This window comes from Kitasatospora sp. NPDC018619 (assembly GCF_044391605.1).
Lineage (GTDB): Bacteria > Actinomycetota > Actinomycetes > Streptomycetales > Streptomycetaceae > Kitasatospora.
This window is the reverse complement of record NZ_JBISAI010000010.1, coordinates 172235-192648: the sequence shown is the minus strand read 5'-3', so window position 1 is coordinate 192648 and position 20414 is coordinate 172235. Positions and strand designations below refer to the sequence as shown.

Below are 20414 nucleotides of genomic sequence, written 5' to 3'. Positions count from 1 at the left end.
GCCGACCTGCGGACCCGGCCGTCGGCGCCTACGGTGAGTGCTGATCAGCATTCAGCCGAACGGAGGACCCGAGGGTGGCCGAGCAGCAGCGGACCGGCAGGCCGGAGAAACTCGCCAGGAAGCCGTACGAGCGGGAGCTGCTGCGGCTCCAGGAGGAGCTGGTGAAGCTCCAGGAGTGGGTGCGGGTCGAGGGCGCCCGGCTGGTCGTCGTCTTCGAGGGCCGCGACGCCGCGGGCAAGGGCGGGGCGATCAAGCGGGTGACGGAGTACCTGAACCCGCGCATCGCCAGGGTCGCCGCGCTGCCCACGCCGACCGAGCGGCAGAAGACCCAGTGGTACTTCCAGCGGTACGTCGAGCACCTGCCGGCGGCCGGGGAGATCGTCCTGTTCGACCGCAGCTGGTACAACCGCGCCGGCGTCGAGCGCGTGATGGGCTTCTGCACCGACGAGGAGTACTGGCAGTTCCTGCACCAGTGCCCGACCTTCGAGCGGATGCTGACCGAGTCGGGCATCCTGCTGCGCAAGTACTGGTTCTCGGTGAGCGACACCGAGCAGGAGCGGCGCTTCCGGGACCGCCTGGAGGACCCGATGAAGCGCTGGAAGCTCTCCCCGATGGACGTCGAGTCGATCAGCCGCTGGGAGGACTACTCGCGGGCCAAGGACGAGATGTTCATCCACACCGACACCCCGGACTCGCCCTGGCACGTGGTGGAGAGCGACGACAAGCGCCGGGCCCGGATCAACATGATCGCCCACCTGCTGTCCACCGTGCCGTACCACGAGATCCGGGCGCCGCAGATCGACCTGCCGCCCCGCCCCGCCCCGCGCGGCTACCAGCGGCCCCCGCGCGACCTCCGGAAGTACGTCCCGGACCACGCCGCCGGCCTGGCGTAGCCGCCCGGGCTGTCGGGGGCCTCGCATAGGCTTCCGGTGTGGACGAACCGGACCTCTTCACCGCCGCAGCCGAGGAACGCCAGACCAGGGAGCCCGGCCGGGCGCCGCTGGCCGTACGGATGCGTCCGCGCACCCTGGACGAGGTGGCCGGGCAGCGGCAGCTGCTGAAGCCCGGCTCGCCGCTGCGCCGGCTGGTCGCGGGCTCGCGCGGGCCGGCGGCGACGAGCTCGGTGATCCTCTGGGGGCCGCCCGGCACCGGCAAGACCACCCTGGCGCACGTGATCAGCCAGGCCGTCGAGGGCCGCTTCGTGGAGCTGTCCGCGATCACCGCCGGGGTCAAGGAGGTCCGGGCGGTGATCGACGGCGCCCGGCGGGCGGTCGGGATGTCCGGCCGGGAGACGGTGCTCTTCCTGGACGAGATCCACCGCTTCTCCAAGGCCCAGCAGGACTCGCTGCTGCCGGCCGTGGAGAACCGTTGGGTCACCCTGATCGCGGCGACGACGGAGAACCCGTACTTCTCGGTGATCTCCCCGCTGCTCTCCCGCTCGCTGCTGCTGACGCTGGAGTCGCTCACCGACGAGGACATCCGGGAGCTGCTGCGCCGCGCGGTGGCCGACGAGCGCGGGCTGGAGGGGGCCCTGGAGCTGTCCGCCGAGGCCGAGGACCACCTGGTGCGGCTGGCCGGTGGGGACGCCCGGCGGGCGCTCACCACGCTGGAGGCGGCGGCCGGCGCGGCGCTGGAGAAGGGCGAGCCGAGCATCACGCTGGCCACCACCGAGACGGCGGTCAACCAGGCGGCGGTGCGCTACGACAAGGACGGCGACCAGCACTACGACGTGGCGAGCGCGCTGATCAAGTCGATCCGCGGCAGCGACGTGGACGCCACCCTGCACTACCTGGCCCGGATGATCGAGGCGGGGGAGGACCCGCGGTTCATCGCCCGCCGGCTGATGATCTCGGCCAGCGAGGACGTCGGCCTGGCCGACCCGACGGCCCTGCAGACGGCGGTGGCGGCGGCCCAGGCGGTGGCCCTGATCGGCTTCCCGGAGGCGCGGATCATCCTGTCCCAGGCGGCCATCGCGCTGGCCCTGGCGCCCAAGTCCAACGCCGCCTACCTGGCGATCGACGCGGCGCTGGCGGACGTCCGGCAGGGCCTGGCGGGCGCCGTCCCCGCCCATCTGCGGGACGCCCACTACGGCGGCGCGGGCAAGCTCGGCCACGGCAAGGGCTACCGCTACCCGCACGACCTGCCGGAGGGCATCGCCGCCCAGCAGTACGCGCCGGACGCCGTGCACGGCCGGGAGTACTACCAGCCGACCAGGCGCGGCGGCGAGGCCCGGTACGCGGACGTGGTGGAGTGGACGCGCGGGCGGCTGCGCGGGGAGCGCAGGGCGGAGAAGAAGGCGGAGAAGCCGGAGAAGAAGGCCGCGGAGCAGCCCGGGGAAAACGGCGGGTGATCCACCGGTATACTCGGTCGGAGTGCCATGTCCCGGGACGGCGGCGGGGGAGACCCCACCGACCGGCCGCACCAGCGGGGCACCGGCGGTAGGCCTCCTCCGGGAGGCCCGCATCAGGAGCGTCGCGCACCGTTTCGGTGTCGCGGACGGCCCGGTTCACCGGGCCCTTCGTGTGACCAGCACTTCTCGTGCCCGGCTCCGGAGAGCGGCTGATCCCTTCGCGCAGGCGACGGGGTTTTCTCCGGGTCGCGACATGCGACCTCCGTCAACACCTGGTGAAAGCCGTATTCGTAAGCAAGGAAGGTTTGGTTCATGGCGAACCAGAAGCGTCCCAAGGTCAAGATCGCGCGTGCCCTCGGCGTGCCGCTGACCCCGAAGTCCGTCAAGTACTTCGAGGCCCGCCCGTACCCGCCCGGCCAGCACGGCCGCGGCCGCAAGCAGAACTCGGACTACAAGGTCCGTCTGCTCGAGAAGCAGCGTCTGCGCGCCCAGTACGACCTGAGCGAGAAGCAGATGGCGCGCGCGTTCGACCGCGCGAAGAAGGCCGAGGGCAAGACCGGTGAGGCGCTCGTCGCCGACCTGGAGACCCGTCTGGACTCCCTGGTCCTGCGTTCGGGCATCGCCCGCACCATCTACCAGGCCCGCCAGATGGTCGTCCACGGCCACATCGAGGTCAACGGCGGCAAGGTCAACAAGCCGTCGTTCCAGATGAAGCCGGGCTACGTGGTCACCGTCCGCGAGCGCTCCAAGGAGAAGGTCCCCTTCCAGGTCGCCCGTGAGGGTGGCTACGCGGGCGAGGGCCAGACCCCGAAGTACCTCGAGGTCAACCTGAAGGCCCTGGCCTTCCGCCTGGACCGTGCGCCGCAGCGCAAGGAGGTCCCGGTGATCTGTGACGAGCAGCTGGTCGTCGAGTACTACTCGCGCTGACCCGGCTTCGCTCCTCGCGAACACCAGCGAGCCCCCGCCGCCCTCCGAGGCGGCGGGGGCTCGCCCCGTTCCGTGCGGCCGTCAGATGCCCTCGCCGGCCATCGCGGCGGCCAGCCGCAGGTGCGGGCGGGCCTCCTCGGCGCGGCCCTGGCGCTCCAGGGTGCGGCCGAGCATCAGCCGGGCGTAGTCCTCGGCCGGGTCCGCCTCCAGGATCCGCAGCAGCTCGGCCTCGGCGCGGCCCAGCTGCGCCGAGTGGAAGTAGCTGCGGGCCAGCAGCATCCGGACCGAGAGGTTGGTCGGCTCCTCGGCGAGGACGCCTTCGAGCATGCGGGCCGCGTCGGTGTACGCCTTGGACTCGAAGTAGAACTTCGCCATGCGGTACTCGTCGGCGGTGTTGTGGACGGCCATGAGGCCTCCTTCCGGGCTGATCCTTGCCTCCTCAAGCAATCGGCAAGCATCAGCTATTCCGCACCGCCGAGGGGGCCGGTGCGGGCGGTACCGAGCGGGGCCCCGCGGCCTGCTCCTGGCCCTCGGCCGGACCCCCGCCGCCCAGGGCCCGGCTGACCGCCGCGTCCAGGTCCAGCCGGGTGCCCGCCTCGTAGCACTCCTCGTACTCCTGGGCGGTCAGCCCGGCCAGGGCCCGCTCCGCGCACTCCTGGTGCGGGCCGAAGAAGTTCCGCGAGCCCAGGAACGGGTTGCCGACCGCGCGCCAGATCCGGTGCGCGGCCCCCTGCAGCACCCGGGCCTCGCGCAGGTCGCCGGGCTCGCCAGGGCGGCTCGGCTCGGTCTCCAGCAGCGCCAGCAGGTCGATGCCCAGCACGATGCCCAGCCGGTCCCGGAAGAGGTGGTTGAGCCGTACGCACTCCCGGGCGAGGGCCCGGGCGGGCTGGACGGCGCCGTCCAGCCAGTGCGAGTACGCCATCGCGTAGAGGACGTACCCGTAGGCCCACTGTTCGCCGTGCTCCTCGCACAGCTCGCGGGCCTGGCCGAACCAGAGCTCGCCGCTGTCCAGGTCCCCCTGGAAGAGGTGGGCCAGGCCCAGCTCCAGCATGGCCATCACCACGTTGCTGTTGAGCTCGCCGATGGTCCGGTAGTGCCAGAGCGCCTCCTCGAACAGCTCGGCGGCCCGGTCCGGGTCGTCGGCGACCAGGGCGACGCAGCCCTGCCGGTGGACGGCGTAGGCCAGGGCGCGGTCGTCGCCGGTGTCCAGGGCCTGGCGGCGGCACTCCTCCAGGGTCGGGCGGGCGAAGCCGAGGTCGCCCTGGAGGGTGGCCATGTAGCCGGTCACCCAGAGCGCCTTGGCCCGGGCCTCGGTGGGCTCGCGGTCCAGGGCGAGCGCGCGGTCCAGCCAGTGCCGGCCCTCTCCGAGGTGGCCGCAGCCGATCCAGTAGAACCAGAGCGTCCCGGCCAGCAGCAGCGCGATCTGCTCCTCGCCGGGCTCGGCGAGGCTGAACTCCAGCGCCGCGCGGAGGTTGCCGTGGGCCAGTGCGGTGCGCTCGGCGGTCTCCGCCTGCCGGGGGCCGAACCACTCCACCTCCCCCCAGGTGGCGACGCCCAGGTACCAGTCCCGGTGGCGGCGCAGCAGCCGCTGCTCCTCGCCGGCGGCGCGCAGCCACTGGCCGCCGTACTCCCGAAGGGTGTCCAGCAGCCGGAAGCGCACGCCGAAGGGGCTGTCCTCGCGCAGCACCACGGACTTGGCGACCAGCTCGTCGAGGAGGTCGAGCACCTCCTCGGCCTCGATGCCCTCGCCGGCGCAGACGTACTCGGCGGCCTCCAGGTCGAAGCCGCCGGCGAAGACCGACAGGCGGGCCCAGAGTAAACGTTCCTGCACGGTGCACAGCTCATGGCTCCAGCCGATCGTCGTGCGCAGCGTCTGGTGCCGGGGCAGGGCCGTCCGGGAGCCCCCGGTGAGCAGCCGGAAGCGGTCGTCCAGCCGGGCGGTGACCTGCTCCACCGACAGCGCGCGCAGCCGGCCGGCCGCCAGCTCCAGGGCCAGCGGGATGCCGTCCAGCCGGCGGCAGAGCAGCGTGACCGCCTCCGCGTTGGCCTCCGTCACCTCGAAGGCCGGCAGCACCGCCCGGGCCCGGTCGGCGAACAGCCGTACGGCCTCCGGCAGTGCGTCCGGCCGCACCGGGCCGCCCTCCGCCGGGCCGACCGGCAGCGGCGCGAGGGTCAGCAGGTGCTCGCCCGAGGCCCGCAGGGCGGTGCGGCTGGTGGCCAGCAGCCGCAGGCCGGGCAGCGCCCGCAGCAGTGCGTCGGCCAGCTCGGCGCAGGCCTCCACCAGGTGCTCGCAGCCGTCCAGCACCAGCAGCAGCCGCCGGCCCGCCAGGTGCTCGGCCAGGACGTCCAACGGCGGACGGGCGGTGGCGTCGGTGATCCCCAGCGCCTCCAGTACGGCGTGGCCGAGCAGGAGCGGGTCCTGCACCGGGACGACGTCCACCAGCCAGGTGCCCCCCGGGAATGCCCCGGCCGCCCGGGCCGCCGCCCGCAGGGCCAGCCGGCTCTTGCCCACCCCGCCCGGCCCGGTGACGGTCACCAGCCGGGCCGTATCCAGCAGGGCGGCCAGTTCGGCCAGTTCGCCCCGCCGCCCGACGAAGCCCGTCACCTCGGCCGGCAGCCGGCCGGGCTCCGGCTCGGGCGGCCCCGCCTCGGGCTCCCCGGGCTGCGCTGTCCAGTCCCCGGCCAACGGCTGCTCCCCGTGCTCCAGGCCGGACCGTCGCGGTCCGGACGTGCGTCGGGCCGTACGGGCGACGGCCTGCCAGGCAGAACGAGGTGACCGGCCGGTAGGTTACGCCCGCCGATCGCACACCCGACCGGGTCGCCGCCGGAAGAACCCGGTCCGGGAATCGGGCGTGGGCGCGATAGGGTTCCCTTCGAAGAACTGCAAGGCGAGGGAGCGCGCAAGGTGTCCGTGGGAGAGCTGGCCGGATTGCTCGTCGCCGTGTTCTGGGCGGTCCTGGTCACCCTGCTCGCCGTGGTCCTGGTCCGCCTCTCGCGGGTGCTCAAGGAGGCCGCCGTCCTGGTCTCCGCCGTCACCGACCAGGCCGTCCCGCTGCTGACCGACGCGGGCGCCGCGGTGCGCAGCGCCAACGAGCAGCTGGAGCGGGTGGACGAGATCACCGCCAACGTGCAGGACGCCGCCGCCAACGCCAACGCGCTCTCCTCCACCGTGGCCGCCACTCTGGGCGGACCGCTGGTGAAGGTCGCCGCGTTCAGCTACGGCGTGCGCAAGGCCGTCGCCCGGCAGCAGGGCGGCCTGCCGCCCGTGCCGGCGCAGGCCGGCGAGCGCGAGGAGCTGGCCCGGCTGATCCGGGCCGAGGTCCGCGCCGCGACGGCGCCCAGGAACGGCCTGTTCTCCCGGGTCCGGCGAGCGGTGAGGGGCTGAGGGCATGGTGCGACGCATCTTCTGGATGGCGGTCGGCGCCGGCGCCACCGTCTGGGCCATGAACAAGGCCAACGAGGCCGTGCACCGGCTCACCCCGGACAGCCTCTCCGGCACCGCCGCCCGCGGCGCGCTGCACCTGGGCGACGTGGCCAAGCAGTTCGCCCAGGACGTGAGGGCCGGCATGGCCGAGCGCGAGGAGCAGCTGAAGGACGACCTCGGGCTGCACGGCACCGCCGTGGTCGAGCCCCGCGGTGACCGCCGCGTCCTGCGCGGCGAGCCGCAGTACCGAGCTATCTCGGCGGCGCCCGGTAGCCCGGCCGCCGCCCTGCCTCCGTCCCGCGCCCGCTCGCTGACCGACGGCGCCCGTACCACCCCCCGGACCACTGAAGAAACGCCCCGCCGCGCCCTGCCGCCGCGGGGCGGCACCCCGAACCGGAAGGACCACTAATGGAGTCGGCTGAGATCCGCCGCCGCTGGCTGCGCTTCTTCGAGGAGCGCGGCCACACCGTCGTTCCGTCGGCGTCCCTGGTCGCCGACGACCCCACCCTGCTGCTCGTCAACGCCGGCATGGTGCCGTTCAAGCCCTACTTCCTGGGCGAGGTCAAGCCGCAGTTCTCGCGCGCCACCAGCGTCCAGAAGTGCGTGCGCACCCTGGACATCGAGGAGGTCGGGAAGACCACCCGGCACGGCTCCTTCTTCCAGATGTGCGGCAACTTCTCCTTCGGCGACTACTTCAAGGAAGGAGCCATCAAGTTCGCCTGGGAGCTGCTCACCACCCCCGTCGCGGACGGTGGCTACGGCCTGGAGAAGGAGAAGCTCTGGATCACCGTCTACCAGGACGACGACGAGGCCGAGCAGATCTGGCGCGACGTCATCGGCGTGCCCACGGAGCGCATTCAGCGCCTGGGCATGAAGGACAACTTCTGGTCGATGGGCGTCCCCGGCCCGTGCGGCCCGTGCTCGGAGATCAACTACGACCGCGGCCCCGCGCACGGCGAGGAGGGCGGCCCGGCCGTCAACGGCGAGCGCTACCTGGAGATCTGGAACCTGGTCTTCATGCAGTACGAGCGCGGCCACGGCGACGGCAAGGACGGCTTCGAGATCCTCGGCGACCTGCCGAGCAAGAACATCGACACCGGCCTCGGCCTGGAGCGCCTGGCCGCCATCCTCCAGGGCGTCGACAACCTCTTCGAGATCGACACCAGTCGGATGATCCTCGACCGCGCCGCCGAGCTCACCGGCCACCGCTACGGTGCCGACCACAAGGCGGACGTCTCGCTGCGCGTGGTCACCGACCACATCCGCACCGCGCTGATGCTGGTCGGCGACGGCGTCACCCCGGGCAACGAGGGCCGCGGCTACGTGCTGCGCCGCATCCTGCGCCGCGCCATCCGCAACATGCGGCTGCTGGGCGCCACCGAGCCGGTGGCCAAGGTGCTCGTCGACGTCGCGATCAAGGCGATGGCCCCGCAGTACCCGGAGCTGGAGAGCGACCGCAAGCGCATCGAGACGGTCGTCGTCGGCGAGGAGGCCGCGTTCCTCCAGACCCTGAAGGCCGGCACCAACCTGCTGGACGTCGCGGTCACCGAGACCAAGCAGGCCGGCGGCGCCGTCCTCTCCGGTGAGCAGGCGTTCAAGCTGCACGACACCTACGGCTTCCCGATCGACCTCACCCTGGAGATGGCCGAGGAGCAGGGCCTCCAGGTGGACGAGGCCGGCTTCCGCCGCCTGATGCAGGAGCAGCGGGACCGCGCCAAGGCGGACGCCAAGGCCAAGAAGACGGGCCACGCGGACGTCGCCGCGTACCGCGAGGTCGCCGACAAGTCCGGCGCCAGCGTCTTCACCGGCTACACCCTCACCGAGGGCGAGGCCACCGTGGTCGGCCTGCTGGTGGACGGCGTCCCCTCGCCGGCCGCCTCCGAGGGCGACGAGGTCGAGATCATCCTCGACCGCACCCCGTTCTACGCCGAGGGCGGCGGCCAGCTCGCCGACCAGGGCCGGATCCGGCTGGAGTCCGGCGCGGTGGTGGAGATCCGGGACGTGCAGCAGCCCGTCCCGGGCGTCATGGTGCACTCCGGCGGGGTGCTGTTCGGCGAGGTCGTGCTGGGCGCCTCGGCGTACGCCACGATCGACACCGAGCGCCGCCGGGCGATCGCCCGCGCCCACTCGGCCACCCACCTGACCCACCAGGCGCTGCGCGACGCGCTCGGCCCGACGGCCGCCCAGGCCGGCTCCGAGAACGCCCCCGGCCGCTTCCGCTTCGACTTCGGCTCGCCGGCCGCCGTGCCCGGCTCCGTGCTGGTCGACGTCGAGCAGAAGATCAACGACGTGCTGGGCCGCGAGCTGGAGGTCACCGCCGAGGTCATGACGATGGACCAGGCCCGCAAGGCCGGTGCCATCGCCATGTTCGGCGAGAAGTACGGCGACGAGGTCCGGGTCGTCACCATCGGCGACTTCTCCAAGGAGCTGTGCGGCGGCACCCACGTGGGCAACACCGCCCAGCTGGGCCTGGTGAAGCTGCTCGGCGAGTCCTCGATCGGCTCCGGCGTGCGCCGGGTCGAGGCGCTGGTCGGCAGCGACGCCTACCGGTTCCTGGCCCGCGAGCACACCGTGGTCTCCCAGCTCACCGAGCTGGTCAAGGGCCGCCCGGAGGAGCTGCCGGAGAAGATCTCCGGCATGCTCGCCAAGCTCAAGGACGCCGAGAAGGAGATCGAGCGCTTCCGCGCCGAGAAGGTGCTGGCCGCCGCGGCGGGCCTGGCCGACTCGGCCGAGGACGTGCACGGCATCGCCGTGGTCGCCGCGCAGGTCGCCGACGGCGTGGGCGCGGACGAGCTGCGCAAGCTGGTGCTGGACGTGCGCGGCCGGCTCGGCTCGCGCCCGGCCGTGGTCGCCGCGTTCACCGTGGCGAACGACCGCCCGCTGACCGTGATCGCCACCAACGAGGACGCCCGCGGCCGCGGCATCAAGGCCGGCGAGCTGGTCCGCACCGCCGCCAAGACCCTCGGCGGCGGCGGTGGCGGCAAGGACGACGTCGCCCAGGGCGGTGGCTCCAACCCGGCCGCGGTCGGCGAGGCCATCGCCGCGGTGCGCGGCCTGGTCGCGGAGCGCGCCAGCTGATGGAGTTCGAGGAGAGGCCCTTCCGGCGCGGGCGGCGGATCGCCGTCGACGTCGGGGACGCCCGGATCGGGGTCGCGTCCTGCGACCCCGACGGGGTGCTCGCCACGCCCGTGGAGACCGTCCCGGCCGGGGTGAAGTCGCAGGCCAGGATCGCCGCCATCGTCGACGAGTACGACGCGATGGAGGTGATCGTCGGGCTGCCGCGCTCGCTCAGCGGCAAGGAGGGCCCGGCGGCGGAGAAGGTCCGGGCGTACGCGGCGCGGCTGGCCAACCGGCTCTACCCGGTTCCGGTGCGGCTGGTGGACGAGCGGATGTCGACCGTCACCGCGACCCACGGGCTGCGCGCCTCGGGCGTCCGGGCGAAGAAGGGCCGCTCGGTGGTCGACCAGGCCGCCGCGGTGGTGATCCTGCAGAGCGCCCTTGAGTCCGAGCGGGTGAGCGGACGCCCTCCCGGTGAGAGCGTCGAGGCGGTCGGCTGACCGGCCTGGTCTAACGTCCCGAAAAGGGGTCCGTGCGGACGCGTCCGCACGGACCCCTCTTTCGTTCGTTTCCATGTCCGTTCTGGATTGACTCGTATCGATCCGGAGTGATCTGGGACCACCGAGGGGGCGCGAGCCATGACCGATCAGGACTTCCACCCGGGGCTCACGCCCGGGCATCTGGGCGCGCCGGTGCTGGAGCCGGAGGGCCGCCCCCCGGGCGCGCCCCGTCCGCGCTCCGATGCGCCGGATCCGCACCGACGGCGCAACGGACTGGCCTGCGGCCTCACCGCGCTGGCGCTGGTCGCGGTGTTCGGCGGGGTCGGGCTGACCGGCTACACGTGGTTCCAGGGGCAGCGCAAGCCCGCGGCCGCCGCCGACTTCGCCGGGCAGGGCACCGGCAGCGTGCAGGTCTCGGTGCCGGAGGGCGCCGGCCTCTCCCAGATCGCCTCCGCGCTGGTCCGCAACGGGGTGGTGGCCAGCTCGCTCGCCTTCACCCGCGCCGCGAAGGGCAGCGCCGCGGCGGCCGGCCGGATCCAGCCCGGGACGTACACGCTGAAGCAGAAGATGTCGGCCGCGGCGGCGCTGGCCGTCCTGATCGACCCGGCCAACGCCAACGGCCTGACCATCCCCGAGGGCTGGCGCGGCTACCAGATCTACGCCGCCATCGACAAGAAGCTGAACCTGCCCGAGGGCACCGCCCAGCGGACCGCCCAGGAGCAGGCCGCCGAACTGGGCCTGCCGGACTTCGCCAACGGCAGCCCGGAGGGCTACCTGTTCCCGGCGACGTACAGCGTCACCGAGGGCACCACCGCCTTCGACCTGCTGAAGCAGATGGTGGAGCGGGCCGGCCGGGAGTTCAGCCGGGACGACGCCACGGTGGTGGCGCAGAACCTCGGGCAGAGCGTCTACGGGCTGGTCACGGTGGCCAGCATGGTCCAGGGCGAGGCCGACAACACCGCGGACATGGGCAAGGTGGCCCGGGTGATCTACAACCGGCTGGCCAAGGGCATGCCGCTCCAGCTGGACTCGACCATCAACTACGCGCTCGGCCGCTCCACCCTGAACACCTCGGTGACCGACACCAGGCTGGACTCCCCGTACAACACCTACCTGCACGCCGGGCTGCCGCCGAGCCCGATCTCCAACCCCGGGCGGCAGGCGATCATGGCGGCGCTGGACCCGACGCCGGGGGACTGGCTGTACTTCGTCACCGTGAAGCCGGGGGACACCCGCTTCACCGACAGTTTCGACGTGCAGCAACGCAACGTGGCGGAGTTCAACGCCAACCGGGCGGCGGCCAAGCCGAGCGCCGCCGCGACCGGCACGCCCTCCGCCCCGGCCTCCCCGGCGGCGCCCGGTGCGGGGGCGCCGTAGCGGTGATGTGTGCTGTCGGTGAGGTCGCCCACTGACGGTGCGTCCGCCCGGCCGGGGGCAAGGCTGCGGTACGGTAACGTCTCCCTCCAGGCGTTGCGCTAGCACGCCGGTTCGAGAAGCAGCCGGGACGGCGTCGTCCCGGGCGGCCGGTTTGATCCTCCGGCCGTCACCGTCGGTTAAGGGGATCGATGACCGATCTGGGCGGGGGCTACAACCCCCAGGGCGAGCCGTGGCACCCCGGTGATCCCGGGTACGACGGCCGGCAGCCGGTCCCCGGCCCGCAGGACGGCCAGTGGCAGCAGCAGTACCCGCAGCAGGGCCAGCCGGTCCGGCAGCAGCCGTACGGCGACGTGCAGCAGGGGTACCCGCAGCAGCAGATGACGCCGCAGATGCAGCAGCAGATGATGGCGCAGCAGGGCGGCTACCAGCAACAGCCCCAGCAGCAGATGCCGCAGCAGGGCTACCCGGCCGGTCAGCAGGGCTACCCGCAGCAGATGGCGCAGCAGGGCTACCACCAGCAGGGGTACGCGCAGCAGCAGATGCCGCAACCGCAGATGCCGCAGCAGCCGATGCAGCAGGGCGGCTACCAGCAGCAGATGCCGATGCCGCAGCAGGGCTACCAGCAGCAGTCCCCCCAGCAGGACCAGCCCCAGCAGGTCCAGCAGCAGGCACCGCGGCAGCACGCCCGCCCCCAGCCCGAGCCCGAGCCCGCGCCCGCCTCGGGCCCCGGCCCGGACGGGATCGACTGGGAGGCCGAGGCCGCCGCCCTGGAGGCCGGGGCCGACCCGGTCGGTGCCGCGCCCGAGGCCGCCGACGACGAGTGGGACGACCGCCAGGACGGCCACCGCGAGGACGACGGCTACCTCGACGAGCACGCCGAGGCCGGGCAGGCGGGCTTCCTCGGCGAGCGGGACGACTCCCGCGAGGCCAAGAAGAAGCGCAAGGAGAAGGGCAAGAAGTCGGGCCGCCGCAACGGCGGCGCCTGCCTGCTGGTCGCCCTGGTGCTGCTCGGTGCCGTGGGCGGGGCCGGCTGGTGGGGCTACGGCTTCTACCAGGACCACTTCGGGCCGCCGCCGGACTTCACCGGCGAGGGCACCGGCTCCGTCCAGGTCGAGGTCAAGAAGGGCGCGGTGGCCGGCCAGATCGGCCTGATGCTGAAGAACGCCGGCGTGGTCAAGAGCGTCGACGCGTACAGCCAGGCGTGCAAGGCCGAGCCCAAGTGCAACACCGTCCAGTACGGCTACTACCAGCTGAAGAAGGAGATGCCGGCCGCCGCCGCGCTCAAGGAGCTGCTCGCCCAGGCGGGCGGCACGGCGATCGTCGTCCCGGAGGGCAAGAACTCCTCCGAGATCTACGCCCTGATCGACGGCAAGCTGAAGCTCCAGGCGGGCACCACGGCGGGCGTGGCCAAGGCCCAGGTCAACGACCTCGGCCTGCCGCCCTACGCACAGGGCAACATCGAGGGCTTCCTCTGGCCGACCCGTTACAACATCGCCGAGGGCATGAAGCCCGAGGACCTGCTCAAGCAGATGGTGAAGAACGCCACCGAGAAGTACGCCGGCCTGGACGCCCAGGCGGCCTCGGTGGGGCTGAAGAACGGCTACGAGGTGCTCATCGAGGCGAGCATCCTGCAGCGCGAGGGCAACAACCCGGCGGACTTCGCCAAGATGGCGAAGACGATCCAGAACCGGCTGGCGGCCGGCGGCGAGATCAACCACCGGCTCGGCATGGACACCACGCTCCAGTACTCGCTGAACCGCAAGGACCTCGACAAGAAGGACATGGACGACGCGTCCAACAAGTACAACACCTACATCAACCCGGGCCTGCCGCCCGGCCCGATCTCCAACCCCGGCGACGACGCGCTGAGCGCGGTGCTGCACCCGGCGGACGGGAAGTGGCTGTACTTCATCGCGATGTCCCCGACCGAGACCCGGTTCGCCGAGACGAGCAAGGAGCACTACGCCAACGTCAAGGAGTACTGCCAGGCGGCCGGGCAGAGCTTCGACGAGGCGCGGGGCCACTGCACCACCAAGAAGTGACCGCGTCGGACGGCCGGACGGCCGTCCGACGCCGCTCGGAGTCCGGAGGTCCGGGTCCGGAGTTCCGAGTCCAGAGTTCGCGTCCGCGGAGGGGCAGCGTTGACCAGCAAGCACCGGGCGGCCGTTCTCGGCTCGCCGATCGCCCACTCGCTCTCGCCGGACCTGCACCGGGCCGCCTTCGCGGCGCTCGGGCTGGACGGCTGGCGCTACGAGCGCCACGAGGTGGACGAGGCCGGGCTGCCCGGCTTCGTCGCCGGGTTGGACGAGGCCGAGTGGGCCGGGCTGTCGCTCACCATGCCGCTGAAGCGGGCGGTCATCCCGCTGCTCGACGAGATCAGCGAGACAGCCCGCGCGGTGGAAGCGGTGAACACCGTGGTGTTCACCGCCGACGGCCGGCGCACCGGGGACAACACCGACGTCCCCGGGCTGGTCAACGCGCTGCGCGAGCGCGGGATCACCGAGGTGTCCGAGGCGGCCGTGCTGGGCGCCGGGGCCACCGCCTCCTCGGCGCTGGCCGCGCTGGCCCGGATCTGCACCGGCGAGGTGACGGTCTTCGTGCGCGGCCCCGAGCGGGCGCGGGAGATGGCCGAGCTGGGCGACCGGCTGGGCGTGGCCGTGCGGACGGCCGCGTGGGAGCGCGGCGCCGAGGCCCTGGCCCGGCCGCTGACCGTCTCCACCACGCCGGTCGGCGCGACCGACGCCTTCGCGGACGCGCTGCCCGCCGAGCCGGGCACGCTGTTCGACGTGCTGTACCACCCGTGGCCGACGGCGCTGGCCGCCGCCTGCGCCGCGCGCGGGGCGACCGTCCTGGGCGGGCTGGACCTCCTGGTGCACCAGGCGGTGCTCCAGAGCGAGGCCTTCACCGGATGCGTGCCGGGACCGCTGGCGGCGATGCGGGAGGCGGGGGAGAAGGCGCTCGCCGGGCGCTGAGCCAGGCCGTCCGGCGGGGGCGGGCCCCGTCCTCGGCCCGGTCCTCCGGGCCGTTCCCGGCCGGATCGTGGCCGGTGGCCGTCCGTCACGCGGACTGTGCCCCCGGGGGCCGCTGGGGCATGAAAGGATTCAGGGACAAGGCACGCCCGGGCGGGCCCCGGCGGTGCCGTGGTCCGGTCCGCTGATGAAGGAGCTCCGTTGGGTACGTTGCGCTGGCTGACGGCGGGGGAGTCGCACGGCCCCGCACTCGTCGCGACGCTGGAAGGCCTGCCCGCCGGTGTACCGGTCACCACCGACGTGGTGGCCGACGCGCTGGCGCGCCGCCGGCTCGGTTACGGCCGCGGGGCGCGGATGAAGTTCGAGCAGGACGAGGTGACCTTCCTCGGCGGCGTCCGGCACGGCCTGACCATGGGCAGCCCGGTCGCGATCATGGTGGGTAACACCGAGTGGCCGAAGTGGGAGCAGGTCATGTCGGCCGATCCGGTCGACCCGGAGGTGCTGGCGGGGCTGGCCCGCAACGAGGCGCTCACCCGCCCCCGGCCCGGCCACGCCGACCTGGCCGGCATGCAGAAGTACTCGATCGACGAGGCCCGGCCGATCCTGGAGCGCGCCAGCGCCCGGGAGACGGCCGCCCGGGTCGCGCTGGGCGCCGTCGCCCGCGCCTACCTGCGCGAGGTGGCCGGGATCGAGATCGTCAGCCACGTGGTCGAGCTGGCCGCCGCCAAGGCGCCGGCCGGAGTGGTGCCGCTGCCCTCGGACGAGGCCCGGCTGGACGCCGACCCGGTGCGCTGCCTGGATGCCGACGCCTCGAAGGCGATGGTCGCCGAGATCGACCAGGCCCACAAGGACGGGGACACCCTCGGCGGCGTCGTCGAGGTGCTGGCGTACGGCGTGCCGGTGGGCCTCGGCTCGCACGTGCACTGGGACCGCCGGCTCGACGCACGGCTGGCCGCCGCGCTGATGGGCATCCAGGCGATCAAGGGCGTCGAGGTCGGCGACGGCTTCGAGCTGGCCCGGGTGCCGGGCTCCCAGGCCCACGACGAGATCGTCCCGACCCCCGAGGGCGTCAAGCGCGCCTCCGGCCGCTCCGGCGGCACCGAGGGCGGCCTGAGCACCGGCGAGGTGCTGCGGGTGCGCGCCGCGATGAAGCCGATCGCCACCGTGCCGCGGGCGCTCCAGACCCTGGACGTGCGCACCGGCGAGCCGGCCAAGGCGCACCACCAGCGCTCGGACGTCTGCGCCGTGCCGGCCGCGGGCATCGTCGCCGAGGCGATGGTCGCGCTGGTGCTGGCCGACGCGGTGAACGAGAAGTTCGGCGGCGACAACGTCGCGGAGACCCGCCGCAACGTGCAGGGCTACCTCGACAACCTGATCATCCGATGATGAGTGGGCACAGCGAGCGATCCGAGCCGCACGCCGCCGGGCGCAGCGACCGGGCGGACGCGGCGCGGGCCGGGAGCGGTTCGCCCGTCGTCGTGCTGGTCGGCCCGCCCGGCAGCGGCAAGTCCACCGTCGGGCGGGTCCTGGCCGAGCGGCTGGGCGTCGGCTTCCGGGACACCGACGCCGACGTCGAGGCGTCGGCCGGCCGGCCGATCCCGGAGATCTTCGTCGACGAGGGCGAGGCGCACTTCCGCGCGCTGGAGGCGGCGGCCGTGCGCGCGGCCGCCGAGGGGCACGACGGGGTCCTGGCGCTCGGCGGCGGCGCGGTGCTGGCCGAGGCCACCCGCGCGCTGCTGCACGAGCTGCCGGTGGTCTTCCTGGAGGTCCCGCTCGGCGACGCCGTCAAGCGGGTCGGCCTCGACGCGCCGCGCCCGCTGCTGGCCGTCAACCCGCGGGCCCGCTGGCGCGAGCTGATGGAGGCCCGCCGCCCCCTCTACCTGGAGGTGGCCACCGCCGTGGTCGACACCGCCGGGCGCACCCCGGAGCAGGTCGCGGACGCCGTACTGGAAGCACTGGAGCTGAAGACCCCCCATGACTGACACCACCGTCAGGATCCACGTCGGCGGCAGCGCCGGCCACGAGCCCTACGACGTACTGATCGGGCACCAGCTGCTCGGCGAGCTGGCGCCGCTGATCGGCACCCGGGCCAAGCGGGTGGCGCTCATCCACCCGGAGGCGCTGGCCGCCACCGCCGACGCGATCCGCGAGGACCTGCTCGGCGAGGGCTACGAGGCCATCGTGCTCCAGGTGCCCAACGCCGAGGAGGCCAAGAGCGCCGAGGTCGCCGCGTACTGCTGGTCGGTGCTCGGGCAGACCGGCTTCACCCGCAGCGACGTCGTCGTCGGCCTCGGCGGCGGCGCCACCACCGACCTGGCCGGCTTCGTGGCCGCCACCTGGCTGCGCGGGGTGCGCTGGATCTCCGTGCCCACCACGCTGCTCGGCATGGTCGACGCGGCCGTCGGCGGCAAGACCGGCATCAACATCGCCGAGGGCAAGAACATGGTCGGCGCCTTCCACCCGCCGGTGGGCGTGCTGGCCGACCTCGGCACCCTGGAGACGGTGCCCCGGCACGACTACGTCTCCGGCCTCGCCGAGGTCATCAAGTGCGGCTTCATCGCCGACCCGGCCATCCTCGACCTGATCGAGGCCGACCCGGAGGGCGCCAGGACCCCGGCGGGCCCGCATACCGTCGAGCTGATCCGCCGCGCCATCCAGGTCAAGGCCGACGTGGTCTCCGGGGACCTCAAGGAGGCCGGCCGCCGCGAGATCCTCAACTACGGCCACACCCTCGGCCACGCCATCGAGCGCAACGAGCGGTACAAGTGGCGGCACGGCGCCGCGATCTCCATCGGCATGGTCTTCGCGGCCGAACTCGGCCGCCTGGCCGGGCGGTTGGACGACGAGACGGCCGACCGCCACCGCACCGTGCTGGCCTCCGTCGGCCTGCCGCTGAGCTACCGGGCGGACGCCTGGCCGAAGCTGCTGGACGCGATGAAGATCGACAAGAAGTCGCGCGGCGACCTGATCCGCTTCATCGTGCTGGACGGCCTGGGCAGGACCTCCGTGCTGGAGGGCCCCGACCCGTCGCTGCTGGTCGCCGCGTACGCGGAGGTCTCGGCGTGACCAGGGTGATGGTGCTCAACGGCCCCAACCTGGGCCGGCTGGGCAGCCGCGAGCCGGACGTCTACGGCGCCACCTCCTACGCCGGGCTGGTCGAGCGCTGCACCGCGCTCGGCAGGGAGTTCGGCTTCGAGGTCGAGGTGCACGAGACCAACTCCGAGCAGCAGATGGTGGAGTGGCTGCACGAGGCGGCCGACGGCCGGGTGCCGGTGGTGGTCAACCCCGGTGCGTTCACCCACTACTCGTACGCGATGCGGGACGCCGCCGCCCAGCGCACCGCGCCGCTGATCGAGGTGCACATCTCCAACCCGTACGCCCGGGAGGCCTTCCGGCACACCTCGGTGATCGCCGCGGTGGCCTCCGGCACCATCGCCGGGTTCGGGCTCGGCTCCTACGAGCTGGCGCTGCGCGCGCTGGCCGAGCAGCTCACCACCCGCTGAGGGTACGGGCGGTGGCCCGGCGGCGGACTGTGCCCGTCGCCGGGCCGCCGTGTAGTGTCCCCGCTGAGAGGTGTCGGGAGGTGCCGTGACGCAGTACGCCGGAGGCGGGGAGGTCCCGCCGCGTCCCGTGGCTCCGCCGGTCCCGCCGGGGGGCGGTCCGCGGAGGACGTCGCCGGGGGTGCCGCTGCCCCCGCCCGCCGCGCCGCCGGCCCGTCCGGCGCCCACCGCCCACCCGGCCCCCGCGCCCGCTGCGGCCGCGCCGGCGCCGAGCGCCCCGGCGCCCGCGGGCGGGACCGGGCACTTCGTGCTGCCGTCCGGCGAGCCCGTCCAACTGCCCGCCCACCCGCCGCGGCGGCACGCGCCCACCGGGCCGATCGCCGTGCTGCTGATCGGCCCGGCCGGGGCCGGCAAGACGACCGTCGCCCGCCACTGGGCCGAGCGGCGCCCCACCCCGACCGCCCACATCAGCCTGGACGACGTCCGCGAGTGGGTGCAGGCCGGCTTCGCCAACCCGCAGACCGGCTGGAACAACGCCTCCGAGGCGCAGTACCGGCTGGCCCGCCGCACCTGTGGCTTCGCCTGCCGCAACTACCTGGCCAACGGCATCTCCTGCATCATCGACGACGCCGTCTTCCCGGACCGCCCGGCGATCGGCCTCGGCGGCTGGAAGCGGCACATCGGCCCCGGGATGATCCCGGTCGTGCTGCTGCCCAGCCTCGACTCCGTGCTGCGCCGCAACGCCCGCCGCACCGGCAACCGCCGGCTCGGGGACGAGGAGGTGGCCCGCATCCACGGGCGGATGGCCGGCTGGTACAACTCCGGGCTGCCGATCATCGACAACTCCGCCCTGGACGTCGCCGGGACGGCCGCCGAGCTGGACCGCGTCATCCTGGCCCGGCTGATGGGCGTCCCGGTCCGCTGACCGGCGGCGGCCGGGACTGTCGGAGCCGGCTGCGATGATGGACGGGTCCAGTCGCCGAGCCCGGAGGAGCCGAAGCCCGTGCCCGAAGGCCACATCATCCACCGCCTCGCCGCCGAGAACCGCAAGGCCTTCGGCGGCCGCCCGGTCCGGGTCTCCAGCCCGCAGGGCCGCTTCGCCGACGAGGCCAAGGTGATCGACGGGCAGCTGCTCACCGGCGCGGAGGCCACCGGCAAGCACCTCTTCCTCGGTTTCGAGGAGGGCGCCTGGGTGCACGTCCACCTCGGCCTCTACGGCGGCTTCACCTTCGGCACCGGCCCGGCGCCGGAGCCGGTCGGGCTGGTCCGGCTGCGGCTGGAGAACGAGGACGGCTACGCCGACCTGCGCGGCCCCAACACCTGCGCGCTCGTCACCGAGGGCCAGAAGGCCGCCGTCGCCGCCCGCCTCGGCCCCGACCCGCTGCGCGCCGACGCCGACCCGGAGGCCGCCTGGCGCCGGATATCGGGCAGCCGCACGACCATCGCGGCGCTGCTGATGGACCAGAAGGTGCTGGCCGGGGTGGGCAACGTGTACCGGGCCGAGGTGCTGTTCCGCCACGGCATCGACCCGCACCGCGCCGGACGCGACCTCACCCGCCGGGAGTGGGACGCGATCTGGGCCGACCTGGTCGCCCTGATGCGCGAGGGCGCCACCGCCGGGCGGATCGACACCGTCCGTCCCGAGCACACCCCCGAGGCGATGGGCCGCCCGCCCCGGGTGGACGACCACGGCGGCGAGGTGTACGTCTACCGGCGGGCCGCCCTGCCCTGTCTGGTCTGCGGCACCGAGGTGCGCACGCAGGCGCACGCCGCCCGCAACCTCTTCTGGTGCCCGCAGTGCCAGGCGGCCTGACCGGGCCGCCCCCGTGTCGTGGGAATCCCTCCTGACCTGCGACGATGGACCTCATGCGCGCCCAGCGGCGCGCCCCCTGTCCGCCCGGCCACGTGCGAGCGTGGAGCGAAAGGAAGTCCCATGATCTTCATCACGGTCAAGTTCCCGGTCCGTCCCGAGCGCGCCGAGGAGTGGCTGAGCCTGGTCGACGAGTTCACCCGGGCCACCCGCGAGGAGCCCGGCAACCTCTTCTTCGAGTGGTCCCGCAGCGTCGAGGACCCGAACGAGTTCGTCCTGGTCGAGGCGTTCCGGGACGGCGACGCGGGCAAGGAGCACGTGGAGTCCGCGCACTTCGCCAAGGCCATGGAGGAGCTGTCCTACGCCGTGGCCGCCAAGCCGCGGATCGTCTCGACCGAGATCGCCGGCCTGGACGGCTGGGCGGAGATGGGCGAGATCACTCCGCGGTGACTCCTCCCCGGTGGCCCGAGTGCCCCTCCGGCCGGGCGCCCAGCCCGTAG

Annotated in this window: 19 protein-coding genes; 17 read left to right on the top strand and 2 right to left on the bottom strand. The window is 73.5% G+C overall.

Features of this window, described 5'->3' with window-relative positions; all coding sequences use genetic code 11:
• The first annotated feature begins 74 nt into the window (after positions 1-74).
• The 3 genes from ppk2 to rpsD all read left to right on the top strand — a co-directional run bounded on the left by ppk2 (position 75) and on the right by rpsD (position 3277).
• Complete coding sequence (gene ppk2 / locus ACH5AR_RS18245; RefSeq protein WP_396302437.1) at positions 75-893, top strand: polyphosphate kinase 2; 819 nt, start codon at positions 75-77, stop codon at positions 891-893.
• A gap of 38 nt (positions 894-931) precedes the next feature.
• Positions 932-2350, top strand: a complete 1419-nt coding sequence (locus ACH5AR_RS18240; protein WP_396302436.1) for a replication-associated recombination protein A — start codon at positions 932-934, stop codon at positions 2348-2350.
• A gap of 312 nt (positions 2351-2662) precedes the next feature.
• Entirely contained in the window at positions 2663-3277 is a 615-nt protein-coding gene (rpsD, locus tag ACH5AR_RS18235) for a 30S ribosomal protein S4 (protein ID WP_030056230.1), read from the top strand.
• Between the two features lie 81 nt (positions 3278-3358).
• Here the strand turns inward: rpsD and ACH5AR_RS18230 are convergent, their stop codons facing one another.
• Together ACH5AR_RS18230 and ACH5AR_RS18225 are read right to left on the bottom strand one after the other, a co-directional pair.
• Entirely contained in the window at positions 3359-3685 is a 327-nt protein-coding gene (locus ACH5AR_RS18230; RefSeq protein ID WP_396302435.1) for a tetratricopeptide repeat protein, read from the bottom strand.
• Positions 3686-3734: 49 nt separating this feature from the next.
• Positions 3735-5963 carry an ATP-binding protein gene (locus tag ACH5AR_RS18225; protein ID WP_396302434.1) on the bottom strand — a complete coding sequence of 743 codons (2229 nt, stop codon included), beginning with the start codon at positions 5961-5963 and terminating at the stop codon, positions 3735-3737.
• A 219-nt stretch (positions 5964-6182) separates the two neighbouring features.
• Between ACH5AR_RS18225 and ACH5AR_RS18220 the strand changes: the two genes are divergently transcribed.
• The 14 genes from ACH5AR_RS18220 (at position 6183) to ACH5AR_RS18155 (ending at position 20364) form a co-directional block, all read left to right on the top strand.
• On the top strand, positions 6183-6662 hold the full coding sequence (locus ACH5AR_RS18220) for a DUF948 domain-containing protein (protein ID WP_396302433.1): 480 nt from the start codon (positions 6183-6185) through the stop codon (positions 6660-6662).
• Between the two features lie 4 nt (positions 6663-6666).
• On the top strand, positions 6667-7110 hold the full coding sequence (locus ACH5AR_RS18215) for a DUF6167 family protein (protein ID WP_396302432.1): 444 nt from the start codon (positions 6667-6669) through the stop codon (positions 7108-7110).
• Positions 7110-9779: an alanine--tRNA ligase gene (gene alaS, locus ACH5AR_RS18210; protein WP_396302431.1), complete on the top strand. Its 2670-nt coding sequence runs from the start codon at positions 7110-7112 to the stop codon at positions 9777-9779. The genes ACH5AR_RS18215 and alaS overlap by 1 nt, the downstream gene beginning before the upstream one ends.
• Positions 9779-10258, top strand: a complete 480-nt coding sequence (gene ruvX, locus ACH5AR_RS18205; protein ID WP_396302430.1) for a Holliday junction resolvase RuvX — start codon at positions 9779-9781, stop codon at positions 10256-10258. The genes alaS and ruvX overlap by 1 nt, the downstream gene beginning before the upstream one ends.
• A 138-nt stretch (positions 10259-10396) precedes the next feature.
• Positions 10397-11635, top strand: a complete 1239-nt coding sequence (gene mltG / locus ACH5AR_RS18200; RefSeq protein ID WP_396302429.1) for an endolytic transglycosylase MltG — start codon at positions 10397-10399, stop codon at positions 11633-11635.
• Between the two features lie 188 nt (positions 11636-11823).
• On the top strand, positions 11824-13677 hold the full coding sequence (mltG, locus tag ACH5AR_RS18195; protein WP_396302428.1) for an endolytic transglycosylase MltG: 1854 nt from the start codon (positions 11824-11826) through the stop codon (positions 13675-13677).
• A 99-nt stretch (positions 13678-13776) separates the two neighbouring features.
• Positions 13777-14607, top strand: coding sequence for a shikimate dehydrogenase (locus ACH5AR_RS18190; RefSeq protein WP_396302427.1), 831 nt, complete (start codon positions 13777-13779; stop codon positions 14605-14607).
• Positions 14608-14805: 198 nt separating this feature from the next.
• On the top strand, positions 14806-15990 hold the full coding sequence (gene aroC, locus ACH5AR_RS18185) for a chorismate synthase (RefSeq protein WP_396302426.1): 1185 nt from the start codon (positions 14806-14808) through the stop codon (positions 15988-15990).
• On the top strand, positions 15987-16586 hold the full coding sequence (locus ACH5AR_RS18180) for a shikimate kinase (protein WP_396302425.1): 600 nt from the start codon (positions 15987-15989) through the stop codon (positions 16584-16586). The genes aroC and ACH5AR_RS18180 overlap by 4 nt, the downstream gene beginning before the upstream one ends.
• Complete coding sequence (gene aroB / locus ACH5AR_RS18175; protein WP_396302424.1) at positions 16579-17670, top strand: 3-dehydroquinate synthase; 1092 nt, start codon at positions 16579-16581, stop codon at positions 17668-17670. The genes ACH5AR_RS18180 and aroB overlap by 8 nt, the downstream gene beginning before the upstream one ends.
• An 8-nt stretch (positions 17671-17678) precedes the next feature.
• Positions 17679-18107, top strand: a complete 429-nt coding sequence (gene aroQ, locus ACH5AR_RS18170; RefSeq protein WP_396302507.1) for a type II 3-dehydroquinate dehydratase — start codon at positions 17679-17681, stop codon at positions 18105-18107.
• Between the two features lie 70 nt (positions 18108-18177).
• The gene (locus ACH5AR_RS18165) at positions 18178-19029 is read left to right on the top strand and encodes an AAA family ATPase (protein WP_396302423.1); all 852 of its coding nucleotides are present in this window, start codon (positions 18178-18180) and stop codon (positions 19027-19029) included.
• 78 nt (positions 19030-19107) lie between these two features.
• Entirely contained in the window at positions 19108-19917 is an 810-nt protein-coding gene (locus ACH5AR_RS18160; RefSeq protein ID WP_396302422.1) for an Fpg/Nei family DNA glycosylase, read from the top strand.
• A gap of 120 nt (positions 19918-20037) precedes the next feature.
• Complete coding sequence (locus tag ACH5AR_RS18155) at positions 20038-20364, top strand: putative quinol monooxygenase (RefSeq protein WP_396302421.1); 327 nt, start codon at positions 20038-20040, stop codon at positions 20362-20364.
• Positions 20365-20414 lie beyond the last annotated feature (50 nt).